The sequence below is a fragment of the Streptomyces roseifaciens genome, from assembly GCF_001445655.1.
In the GTDB taxonomy this organism is placed as follows: Bacteria; Actinomycetota; Actinomycetes; order Streptomycetales; family Streptomycetaceae; genus Streptomyces; species Streptomyces aureoversilis.
The window spans coordinates 334,087-345,679 of record NZ_LNBE01000002.1 but is presented as its reverse complement, the minus strand read 5'-3'; the positions used below and the strand labels follow the sequence as shown (position 1 = coordinate 345,679).

At 72.2% G+C, this 11,593-nt stretch carries 9 protein-coding genes; 4 read left to right on the top strand and 5 right to left on the bottom strand.

Annotation, left to right across the window (positions count from 1 at the left end; genetic code table 11):
* Positions 1 to 28 precede the first annotated feature (28 nt).
* From AS857_RS03335 to AS857_RS03315, 5 genes are all read right to left on the bottom strand, one after another.
* Entirely contained in the window at positions 29 to 1,603 is a 1,575-nt protein-coding gene (locus tag AS857_RS03335) for an amino acid adenylation domain-containing protein (RefSeq protein WP_063804149.1), read from the bottom strand.
* Positions 1,604 to 2,126: 523 nt separating this feature from the next.
* Positions 2,127 to 2,333: a hypothetical protein gene (locus AS857_RS03330; protein WP_216823936.1), complete on the bottom strand. Its 207-nt coding sequence runs from the start codon at positions 2,331 to 2,333 to the stop codon at positions 2,127 to 2,129.
* Positions 2,334 to 2,398: 65 nt separating this feature from the next.
* Positions 2,399 to 3,556, bottom strand: a complete 1,158-nt coding sequence (locus AS857_RS03325; RefSeq protein ID WP_079110026.1) for an HTTM domain-containing protein — start codon at positions 3,554 to 3,556, stop codon at positions 2,399 to 2,401.
* A 62-nt stretch (positions 3,557 to 3,618) separates the two neighbouring features.
* Positions 3,619 to 4,161: a DUF5819 family protein gene (locus tag AS857_RS40940; RefSeq protein WP_245699612.1), complete on the bottom strand. Its 543-nt coding sequence runs from the start codon at positions 4,159 to 4,161 to the stop codon at positions 3,619 to 3,621.
* Positions 4,162 to 4,466: 305 nt separating this feature from the next.
* Positions 4,467 to 5,570 carry a methyltransferase gene (locus AS857_RS03315; RefSeq protein WP_079110025.1) on the bottom strand — a complete coding sequence of 368 codons (1,104 nt, stop codon included), beginning with the start codon at positions 5,568 to 5,570 and terminating at the stop codon, positions 4,467 to 4,469.
* A gap of 171 nt (positions 5,571 to 5,741) precedes the next feature.
* Between AS857_RS03315 and AS857_RS03310 the strand changes: the two genes are divergently transcribed.
* The 4 genes from AS857_RS03310 to AS857_RS03295 all read left to right on the top strand — a co-directional run bounded on the left by AS857_RS03310 (position 5,742) and on the right by AS857_RS03295 (position 11,544).
* The gene (locus AS857_RS03310; RefSeq protein WP_245699565.1) at positions 5,742 to 7,397 is read left to right on the top strand and encodes a glycoside hydrolase family 47 protein; all 1,656 of its coding nucleotides are present in this window, start codon (positions 5,742 to 5,744) and stop codon (positions 7,395 to 7,397) included.
* A 135-nt stretch (positions 7,398 to 7,532) separates the two neighbouring features.
* Positions 7,533 to 9,011 carry a D-alanyl-D-alanine carboxypeptidase family protein gene (locus AS857_RS03305; protein ID WP_058041578.1) on the top strand — a complete coding sequence of 493 codons (1,479 nt, stop codon included), beginning with the start codon at positions 7,533 to 7,535 and terminating at the stop codon, positions 9,009 to 9,011.
* Positions 9,012 to 9,237: 226 nt separating this feature from the next.
* Positions 9,238 to 10,266: an L-threonine 3-dehydrogenase gene (gene tdh, locus AS857_RS03300; RefSeq protein WP_058041577.1), complete on the top strand. Its 1,029-nt coding sequence runs from the start codon at positions 9,238 to 9,240 to the stop codon at positions 10,264 to 10,266.
* A gap of 78 nt (positions 10,267 to 10,344) precedes the next feature.
* Positions 10,345 to 11,544, top strand: coding sequence for a glycine C-acetyltransferase (locus AS857_RS03295; RefSeq protein WP_058041576.1), 1,200 nt, complete (start codon positions 10,345 to 10,347; stop codon positions 11,542 to 11,544).
* Positions 11,545 to 11,593 lie beyond the last annotated feature (49 nt).

The following is an 11,593-nucleotide window of genomic DNA, read 5'->3' as shown; positions in this document are numbered from 1 at the left end:
GTCGTGCAGCCGGGCGTGCGGCTGCCGCTCATCGGGCTGCGACGAGGGTGTCCAACCAGGAGCGCAGGGCGTTGCGGTCGACCTTGCCGTTGCCGTTGACCGGCATCTCGTCGACGGCGTGCACGGACTTCGGCACCATGTAGGCGGGCAGCAGCGCGGCGACGGAGTCGGCGAGCGCCTCCGGGTCGTCCGCGCCGGAGACGACGGCGGCGATGACGTCCTCACCGGGCCGGTGGATGCAGACGGCCTCGGCGCAGCCGGCGCGGCGCAACGCCGCCTCGATCTCGCCGAGTTCGATGCGGTAGCCGCCGACCTTGACCTGCTGGTCGTTGCGGCCCAGGTAGACGTAGTCGCCGCCGTCCTGAACGCGCACGAGGTCGCCGGTGCGGTAGTAGGTCCTGCCGTCGCGCTCGAGGAACCGTTCCGCCGTGAGGTCCGGGTCCTGCCAGTAGCCGGGCGCGGTCTGCGGGCCGGCCACGCACAGCTCGCCGGTGCCGCCCTCGGCGACCGGCTCCAGCGCCTCGTCCACAACGAGCGGCGCAAGTCCCGGGAAGGGGCGCCCGATCGGGACGTTGTCGTGGACGCACGCGGCCGGGCTCGTCCGCGGGTCCCAGCGGTAGGCCGTGCAGGCGATGGTCAGTTCGGTGGGGCCGTACAGGTTCTCCACGGCCGAGGCGGGGGCGGCGGCCTGCCAGGCCTCCGCGGTGGCGCGCGGCAGCGCCTCGCCGCAGAACAGGCTCCAGCGCAGGCCCGGCATCCGCCCCGGCGTCAGCGACCCGCGCTTGCGCAGGACGGCGGCCACGGAGGGCACCGAGAACCAGACGGTGACCTCGTTGCGCTCCAGGTAGCGGAAGGGGGCGAGGATCTCGATGGAGTCCATGGCGCAGACCCGGGCGCCGTGTTCCCAGGCCATGAAGAGGTCGAAGACCGACAGGTCGAAGGTCTGGTCGAAGGTCTGGCTGAACCGGTCCTCGGGAGTGATGCCGTAGCGGGCCTGGGCCGCGGCGAGGAACGACCGCGCGTTGCCGTGGGTGACCGGCACGCCCTTGGGGGCACCGGTGCTGCCGGAGGTGAAAAGCAGGTAGGCGGGGTCGTGTTCCCCGGCCTGCACGGCGGTCGCGAGCGGCTCGGCGCCGGCGAGGTCCGCCGCGGTGAGCACGGCCGGGACGCCGGCGGCGGCGAGCTGCTCCCGGTCGCCCGCGTCGCCGTGCGGCAGCAGCACCGCCGGCGGCCGGGCGATCCCCCGTAACACCTCGGCGAGTTGAGGCAGCGAGCCCTGGTCCACGATCAGCGCGTCGAGGCCGGCGCGCTCCACCATGGAGCGGGTGCGCTTGACGGGAAAGCGCCGGTTGAGCGGCACGAAGGCGGCACCGGAGAAGAGCGCCGCCAGCGTGCCGAGGTAGGAGGTCTCGCTGCGGTGGGCGAAGACGCCCACCCGGCGGGGACTTCCGCCGGTGACGTCGAGGATGCGGGCCGCCCAGGTCAGTGCCGTACCGGCGGCCTCCGCGTAGGTGACGTCGCGCTTGCCGAGGGCCAGCGCGATCCCGTCGGGCCGGCTCCGGGCGTGATCGAGAACCCCCGCGCCCAAATGGTGATACGCCATGTCAACACTCATGCCCTTCCCCCAAAGGCCTGGTTTTCGATCATCCTCGTCATAGCGGGTGATCGAGGTCAATGGACCTTGGGCGGCGGGCTCAAGTGATCCGGGACACAAGGGATATGGAGGATTTCGATCCGGATGATCGCACGATCGACTGCACGGTTGAGAAGCCGTCCCGCGTCTACGGTGCGTGACGGGACTTGAGATCTGATCGAGGCCCCGGCCGGCCGGGGCCGGCCCGGCCCAGCTGCGCCGGTCGAGCCGGCGCCCAAGGCCCGCCCTGGACCGTCCGCCTCGCCCCCCGCGCCCCTGTGACCGGACGTCTGCTCCCGGCCTCAGAGGCGCTCATCCTGTCGGTGGCCGCGACGGTCACTTCCGGCGCGCAGGCCCAGGAGCCGCGGTCATGCGGCGACGGCCCCTGGGCCTGCCGGCTGGTCGGCCGGGGCACGGGTCAGCGGTTCCAGCTTGACCGGGGTGATGGCGGTCTGGCCTTGCGGACGCTCAGCCGCTGAACAGGCCGCCGCCGTCAGAGCAGGCCGCCGAGCAGGCCACCCTCGCCGCCGCCGAGCAGGCCGCCGAGCAGGCCACTGTCGCCGCCACCCCCGCCGCCGAGCTGGCTGAGCAGGCCGAGCAGGTCGCCGTCTGCGGCGGCAGCGGAGCTGGCCGCCATGCCCAAGCCGACGCAGACGACGGCGATCACGAAGGCGAGGCGGCGCGCGATACGGGATTTCATCATGTGCTCCTTGTCCGGAAGGGGTGATGAAGGAATTCCCTCTGCTCCACCTGGGGTAATCGGCGTCAGGCCTTCCTTCGCGGTGGTGTCAGGGCGCCCGGGGGGCGCGGGGAGGACACCGGTGCAGCATCGGCGTGCGCTTCGCGCACGTAGGCCGACGCACGCTCGCGCTGGGTGCGCAGGCGGCCTCCGAGGCGCCTGAGCGGCCCGGTGGGCAGCCAGATGGCATCCGCGGCCAGAACGGCCAGCGAGAAGTACCACAACGCCATCAGCAAGGCGATGCCGCAGTGCTCGAAGAAAGTGGCAATCAGTGCCCAGTTCTTGGTGCGGGGGTGGAGCAGCGCGAACGGGAACGACACCTGCAGCACCACCGTGCCCCAGGTCAGTGCCGCCACCAGCACGCTGCTGGAGCAGATCAGCGCGGTCAAGGACGGCCACGGCGACGTCGTCACGTGCAGCGCGTAGTAGACGGCGGTTCCCTGGCGCCAGGTGGCCTCGGCGAGCTTCGACATCCCGGCCGTGTAATACAGCACGACGACCTGGCACATCATCACCACGACCACAGCGTTGTGCACGGCGTTCGCCAGCGCCTCCAGCCCCCGCGCGCCGCCTGCGTCCGGCCTGCGGCGCACCCACCACGCCCACGCCTGGCCGGCCCACACCAGCCACAGCGCGATCTGCAGCCGGAGCCGGCCCGCTCCCGGACCGGCCGCACCAGCTGCCAGCAGCCCGCCCAGCACCACCCACAGCACGACGCCCGCCACCCCCGGGGACTTCCTTCCCCGGCCCGCCAGGTACGCGTCCAGCGACCACGCACGGCCACTGCGGACCGCCACCAGATACAGAGCGGTCAGCCGCACGGCCGTATCCGCGCCGTAGCCGAGAGGCCAAGCGTAGTTCTGCAGCGACAGCACCCCGAGGAGGAAGAACACCGCAGCGGTGCGGGTGTGCCAGCCGAGCAGCAGCTGCACCGCTGCGGCAGCCGCCACGAGATGGACGCACAGGCTGAAACCGGGACCCGGGGTCAGCGAGAGCAGACTGAAGGAATGCAGGCTGCGGATGACCTCGCCGGCCATCGGCCACGCCCACGGCCCGTCCGGCCCGTAGATCCCTTCGCGCACCGGCCACTCGCAAACCAGCGACACCAGCCACGCCGCCGCGACCCCGATCCGCACCACGGCCACCTGCCGACTGCGCCGGGGCGCCCGGACCAACCAGTCCATACCCTGACGGAACCGGACAGCGCGCCGGTGCACGGCGGCAGGAATCCCCGCCCACGCCGGGCTCACCACCGCTGCCCCTTCACCACTCGATCAGCGGGACGCACCCGCAGCCAGGCCGTCGTCTTCAGCACGACCTGCCGGGCACCCCGGGCACCCGGCCGGGGCCGCTGCCATGGAGGAGGATCAGAACGCTCCTGCGTCAGCCGCGCCTGCACCTGCACCACTGGGCCGCCCAGCGGCAGGCCCGCCAGCCGCTGGGTGGCCACCCGGCACAGATACCGCTGCGCCAGCTGCTCCTCCCGGCTCCCGTGCTGCGCCGAGCTCACCGTGACCAGGAGGGCCTCCAGCTCGGTCAGCTCGGCATGTCTGGCCACCAGACGCCCCCGGGCGGCCCGAGCCTCACGCGCCGTCAGATCGACCCACGGGGAGGTCCGCAGCCCAGCCCCTGCAGCCACCCGCACCCGCACAGCGAGACCCCTCCGACGTTCCAGATCGTGAGCGAACAGCTGCCAGCGCTGCGTGAACTCCGGTGACAGCCACCGGACCGTCACCGTGTGCACCGCCGGCGCGGACCGTGCCGGGACCGCCAGATGGCCGACGGTCATCAGCCCGTGCACACCAGCGACCAGCACCACCACCGCACACACCGCACGGCCCACCCACCCAGCTGACGGGGACAGGCCCGCAAAGCCCGCGTCTGCCCGCTCACTTCCCCCGCCGACGTCCCGCTCGGCCCCACCCTGTGCCACCGCACCCACCACCCGACCGTCCGTGCCGCACCGTTCCCCCAGGCCAACGACCCTCACCCCATCGGAGCAACGGAAGCGCCACTGACCAGCACGGGTAACTCACAGCAAAGATGCGGGACGGCTTCTGACCACGCGTGAACGCTCGGGCCGGGGCAGGCGGTTCAGGCGGTGCCGCCCGCCTCACCGCCGGGCCCCTCGGAGGGGTCGTTTCCGGCCACGCCCTCCACGATCGACAGCACGGTCGGCGTGGGGATGACGCGCGACAGCCGCAGCCCCGCCGCGTCGAACAGCCGGGCGAAGTCGCTCTCCGTGCGCTCGCGGCCGACCAGGGAGGCCATCATCATCACGTCCAGCGTCTTCCCCTGGTGCGGGGCGTTGCCCGGCGGCAGGACCGCGTCGACGACGAGCACCCGGCCGCCCGGCGCCAGCGCGCGGCGGCAGTTGCGCAGGATGCCCACGCACTGCTCGTCGTCCCAGTCGTGCAGGATGCGCTTGAGGAGGTGGACGTCGCCGGGCGGGACGTCGGTGAAGAAGTCGCCTTCGTGCAGCGACCAGCGGCCCTTCGTCTCCTCGGTGTCGAGCCGGTGGCCCGCCAGCACGTGCGCCCGGTCGTGGAGCACGCCGTGGAGACCGGGCCGGCCGCGGAGCGCCGCCAGCAGCAGGCCGCCGTGGCCGCCTCCGACGTCCACGACCGTGGCGGCCCCGGGGAAGGGGCAGCTGTCGGCGATCGGCCGGTTCTCCGCCTCGGACATGGCGGCCATGCCTTCGTGGAAGACCGCGGCGGTCTCCTCGTCCCGGGCGAAGTGCTCGAAGAAGGGCATGCCGAAGATGTGGCCGAATGCCGAGCCCCCGTCCTCCAGGCACCTGGTCAGCTCCCCGGCCGGCCGCCACATCGTCCGGTCCGTGAGCATCAGGACCGCCGGCCCGACCGGCACGGGCGCGTCCGAGCGCAGCGCGTCACCGGCCTCGGTCAGCCGGAAGCGGCCGCGGTCGTCCTCCTCGAACAGCCCGCGCGTGGCCAGCAGCCGCAGCACGCGCCCGAGGCTCGGTGCGTCGGTCCCGGTGGCCGCCGCCAGCTCCTCCGGGGTGCGGGCGCCGTCCGCCAGGTGGTCCGCCACACCCACGGCCGCCGCGGCGCGCAGGGCAGCCGGGTAGAGGAATCCCAGGGCCTCCTCGATGACCAGGGCCGCGCTGCGCCGCCCCGCCTCCTCGGCCGTCGTCCCACGAGCACCTTCGCGCGCCGTCTCACGAGCACCTTCGCGCACAGAGCACCTCCGTCGTCCCGGCGGGGCCACCGGCGGCCGCGCCGCGCGATCAGCATGACAGCGGCCGGTTCCGGGACCGTCCGGTTCTCGCCATCCGGCCGAACGGTGGTATGACCATCCGCCCGCCGCGCCTGCCGCCCGGAGCGGCCCGCCCGACGCATACTGCGATCAGTGTCGGGGGGCGGAACCGGTGTCCAGGAGGCCCTGCCCGTCATGACGTACGACTCGCTCCCCGCGCCCGCGACCCGGCGCCGCCTGCTCTCCGGGCTCGCGGCCACGGGCGGTCTCGCCGTGAGCGGCGCGCTCGGCGCGGCCGGGCACGCACCGGCCGAGGCGCGGTCCGGAGCCGCCGCACAGGCCGGGGCGCAGCCCGGGTCCGCGTCCGGGTCCGGATTCGGGTCCGGGTCCGGAGGCGCCGCCCGGGCGGTGCCCGCGCGGCGGGGGAGGTTCCGTGCGGACCGGGAGAAGGCCCAGGAGATCCGGGCCGAGTTCGTCCATGCGTGGGAGGGCTACAAGCGGTTCGCCTGGGGGCACGACGAGGTCCTCCCGGTGTCGGGCCGCTACCACGACTTCTTCGCCAGGAACCACCCGGTGGGCCTGTCGATCATCGAGGCGCTCGACACCCACTACCTGATGGAGCTCGACACCGAGGTCGACCGCTGCGTCGACTGGATCAGGAACCACCTGGACTTCGACGTCGACGCCGACTTCCAGGTCTTCGAGTGCACCATCCGGCTGGTGGGGGGCCTCCTTTCGGGCTACCTCGCCACCGGGGAGAAGGTCCTGCTCGACCGCTGCACCGACCTGGCCGACCGGCTGCTGCCCGCCTTCACGTCGTCGCCCACCGGCATGCCGTACCGGTACGTGAACCTGCGGACGAAGCACGTTTCCGGCACGACGCTGCCCCTGGCCGAGATCGGCACCAACATCCTGGAGTTCGGCGTCCTCTCCCGGGTCACCGGCGACCGGCGGTACCGGCAGGCGGCCGAGCGCGCCCTGCGCGCGGTCGTCGAGCGGCGCTCCTCGCTCGACCTGCTGGCCACCCGGCTGAACGTCGAGACCGGCCGGTGGGCGGACCGCGACAGCGTCGCCGTGAACCCCCCGGCGGACTCGTTCTACGAGTACCTGTGGGGCGCCTGGCTGATGTTCCGCGACGAGGACTGCCGGGACTGGTTCAGGATGTTCACCGCCGCCATGCGCAAGCACCAAGCGGAGCGCGTGGACGGCAGGCTCTGGTTCAAGCACGTCGACTTCCGCACCGGGAAGCTGATCAGCCGGCGCCAGTCCGCGTTGGCCGTCGCCGTCCTGCCTGTCGGCGGGGACAACGACCTCGCGGCGGACTACTACCACTCCTGGACGGCCGTCCTGGACAAGTACGAGGTCATCCCCGAGGAGATCGACTACACCCGCCTGCAGGCCGTGAGCCGCCGCAACGACCTGCGCCCCGAATACGCCAACTGCGCCTTCCAGCTGTGGTGGCAGACCGGGGACCCGCACTACCGGACGACGGCCTGGCAGTACTTCCGCAACCTCAGGAAGCACCATCGCGTCCCGGGCGGCTACACGGTGGTCACCGACGTCACCCGGCAGCCCAAGGCCAAGGGCGACCACTGCCCCGCGTACGTCTTCGCCGAGAACTTCAAGTGGCTCTACCTCACCTTCGCCGGCGCGCCGCGGTTCGACTACGAGCGCGGCTGGCTCAGCACGGAGGGCAAGATCCTCGACGGCTTCCGGAAGGCGGACGCGGGCAGGAACGCGGACGCCGGCACGGAGGCCGACACCGGCGCCGGCGCAGACGCCGGCACGAAGACGAACACGGACGCATGAGCTGCGGAGGGCTACGGAGGGCTGCGGACCACATGCTCATCAGATCGGCATATTGATGGTGGAACCCCCAGGTATGTCGCACTCGTCTAGCACATCGGTTCGATGGCGAGTGGTGACGATCTGGAGGAGGCATCGGTGGCAGGCGAGTCCCCCGGCATGGCGGAGCTGAAGAAGGAGCCGGAGGAGGCGACGGCGACGGAGCAGTCGACGTCTGCGGAGCAGCAGGCACCGGCAGAGCCCCAGGCACCCGCGGAACAGCAAGCGTCCACGGAACCGCCCGCGCCTGCCGAACGGCGAGCGTCCACGGAGCAGCCCGCCCCGCCCGCCCCGCTCGACCTGCTCGCGCAGCTCACCAACCGCCCCGCACCCCCGCCGTCCCCGGCCCGCACCGTGGCGCGCCGGGTGAAGATCTGGGCGCCGCTCGTCCTGCTGCTGGCCGTCCTCCTCGGCATCGTCCAGCTGGTCCGGCCGCTTCCGGACCCGCGGTTCACGGTCGCCGGGGACCCGTACACCTTCACCGGTGAGGCGTTCTCCATGCCGTGGCCGGAGGAGGGCCAGGCCGCGGCCAGGGTCGTGGGCGTCGGCAGCCTGGGCACGCACGGCGAGCAGAAGCCCGTGCCGACCGCGAGCGTCGCCAAGGTCATGACGGCGTACGTGATCCTCAAGGAGCACCCGCTCAAGAACGGGGAGGAGGGCGAGCGGATCACGATCGACGCGACGGCGGCCAAGGAGGCGGGCGCCCAGGAGGAGTCGCGCGTGGAGGTCTCGGAGGGGCAGACCTACACGCAGTTCCAGATGCTGCAGATGCTGCTGATCCCCTCCGGCAACAACATCGCCCGGCAGCTCGCCCGCTGGGACGCCGGGTCGGAGGACGCCTTCGTGAAGAAGATGAACCAGGCGGCCGAGGAGCTCGGCATGGACGACACGACGTACACCGACCCGAGCGGGCTGGACGCGTCGACCGTGAGCACCGCCGCGGACCAGGTCGAGCTGGCCGAGGAGGTCATGAAGAACGACGTCCTGCGGAAGATCGTCAGGATGCCGAACGCCGACGTCCCCGGTCTCCCCGGGCGGATCTACAACAACAACGACGACCTGCTGGTCACCAACCCCGGCGGGCTCGGCATCAAGACCGGGTCGAGCCGTCCGGCGGGCGGGGCGCTGATGTGGGCGGCGAAGCGGACGATCGAGGGCAAGGAGCGCCTGATCGTCGGCGCGACCATGGCCCAGCGGCAGGCGGGCAGCGACGACGCCAACGCCCACCTGAAGGTCGTCAAGGAGCGCAGCTACAAGATGATCAAGGCGGTGCAGGACGCCCTCGCCCCCGCCACGGTGGTCCGGAAGGGTGATGTCGTGGGGTACGTGGATGACGGCCTCGGCGGCCGGACGCCGGTCGTCGCCACGGCGGACCTGCGCGCGGTGGGCTGGGGCGGCCTGAAGACGAAGCTCGAGCTCGTCCCCGGCGGCGAGGGCATCCCGCGCGCCGCCGGGGCCGGTACGCATGTCGGGGCGCTGGCCGTCGGGACCGGGCCGGGCCGGGCGCAGGTGCCCGTCGCGCTCCGGAAGGACATGGCGGCGCCGGGAGCGGGGGCGAAGCTGACCCGCCTCGGGTGAGGGCCTGACGAGGCCCATGAGAGATCCTCACCGAGACTCGCGAGGACCTCTCGTGGGCCTCTCGTCGTACCCGGCGCGGGTCCCGCCGCGACGCCCCGCGCGCACCGCGTGAAGTTCTGCTGTTGCCCTGCTTAAGAAAACCTCGATGGACTTCACGGTCACCACTGGGCACATTGGTGCGCGCAAAAGAATCACGCTTCACCTCACGACGCCTGGAGCCGCAGCCATGAAGGCACTCGTCAAGCACAAGGCCGAGCCCGGGCTGTGGCTCATGGACGTCCCGGAGCCGGAGTACGGCCCCGACGACGTCATGATCAAGGTGCTGCGCACCGGCATCTGCGGCACCGACCTGCACATCCGCTCCTGGGACGGCTGGGCCCAGGGCGCGGTCAAGACCCCGCTCGTGCTCGGTCACGAGTTCGTCGGCGAGGTCGCCGCCGTGGGCGCGGACGTGCAGGACATCACGGCCGGCGACCTGGTCAGCGGCGAGGGCCACCTCGTCTGCGGCAAGTGCCGCAACTGCCTGGCCGGCCGCCGCCACCTGTGCCGCAGCACGGTCGGCCTCGGCGTCGGCCGCGACGGCGCGTTCGCCGAGTACGTCGTGATGCCGGCCTCCAACGTCTGGGTGCACCGCACGAAGGTCGACCTCGACGTCGCCGCGATCTTCGACCCGTTCGGCAACGCCGTGCACACCGCGCTCTCCTTCCCGCTGGTCGGCGAGGACGTGCTGATCACGGGCGCGGGCCCGATCGGCATCATGGCCGTGGCCGTCGCCAAGCACGCCGGCGCCCGCAACGTCGTCATCACCGACGTCAGCGAGCCACGCCTGGAGATCGCCCGCAAGGCGGGCGCGACCCTGGCCCTCAACGTCTCCGACGCCGGCATCGCGGACGCGCAGCGCCTGCTCGGCCTGCGCGAGGGCTTCGACGTCGGCCTGGAGATGTCCGGCCGGCCCGAGGCCATGCGCGACATGATCGCCAACATGACGCACGGCGGCAAGATCGCCATGCTGGGCCTGCCCGCCCAGGAGTTCCCCGTCGACTGGGCGAAGATCGTCACCTCGATGATCACCGTCAAGGGCATCTACGGCCGGGAGATGTACGAGACCTGGTACGCGATGACGGTGCTGCTAGAGGGCGGCCTCGACCTCAGCCCGGTGATCACCGGACGGTACTCGTACAAGGACTTCGACGCGGCCTTCGACGAGGCCGCCACCGCCCGCAGCGGCAAGATCATCCTCGACTGGACCGCCTGACCCGCCCGGCCGCCCCTCCCGCCGGGGCGGCCACCCCGGCCAGGCAGCCCCCTTTTTCTTCCGTAAGGAGTCCCCCGCATGTACGCGTCCGTCCGCGACGACCTCCGCGCCACCCTCGACGAGATCCGCGAGGCCGGTCTCTTCAAGCCCGAGCGCGTGATCGGCACCCCGCAGAGCGCCTCCGTCCACGTCACGGCGGGCGGCGCCCCCGGCGACGTCCTCAACTTCTGCGCCAACAACTACCTCGGCCTCGCCGACCACCCCGAGGTCGTCACCGCCGCCAAGGACGCCCTCGACCGCTGGGGCTACGGCATGGCCTCGGTGCGCTTCATCTGCGGCACCCAGGACGTCCACAAGGAGCTGGAGGGGCGGCTGTCCGCGTTCCTCGGCCAGGAAGACACGATCCTCTACTCGTCCTGCTTCGACGCCAACGGCGGCGTCTTCGAGACCCTGCTCGGCGCCGAGGACGCGGTCATCTCCGACGCCCTCAACCACGCGAGCATCATCGACGGCATCCGCCTGTCCAAGGCCCGCCGCTTCCGCTACGCCAACCGCGACATGGCCGACCTCGAGAAGCAGCTCCAGGCCGCCAACGAGGGCGGCGCGCGCCGCAAGCTCATCGTCACCGACGGCGTCTTCTCCATGGACGGCTACGTCGCACCGCTGCGCGAGATCTGCGACCTGGCCGACCGCTACGACGCGATGGTGATGGTCGACGACTCCCACGCGGTCGGCTTCGTCGGCCCCGGGGGCCGCGGCACCCCCGAGCTGCACGGCGTCATGGACCGGATCGACATCATCACCGGCACCCTCGGCAAGGCCCTCGGCGGCGCCTCCGGCGGCTACGTCGCCGCCCGCGCCGAGATCGTCGCCCTGCTGCGCCAGCGCTCGCGCCCGTACCTCTTCTCCAACTCCCTCGCGCCGGTCATCGCCGCCGCCTCCCTGAAGGTCCTCGACCTGCTGGAGTCCGCGGGCGACCTGCGGGAGCGGCTGAAGGCCAACACCGAGCTGTTCCGCACGAAGATGACCGAGGCGGGCTTCGAGATCCTGCCCGGCGACCACGCCATCGCCCCCGTCATGATCGGCGACGCGGCGGAGGCCGGCCGGATGGCGGAGCTGCTGCTGGAGCGCGGCGTCTACGTGATCGGCTTCTCCTACCCGGTGGTCCCGATGGGTGCCGCCCGGATCCGCGTGCAGCTGTCCGCGGCGCACTCCACCGCCGACGTGGAGCGGGCCGTCGCCGCGTTCGTCGACGCGCGCAACGCACTGCGGGGCTGAGCCCGGCCGGAACGGGCGGTGACTCCGGCGGAACCCCCGGGCCGGGGTC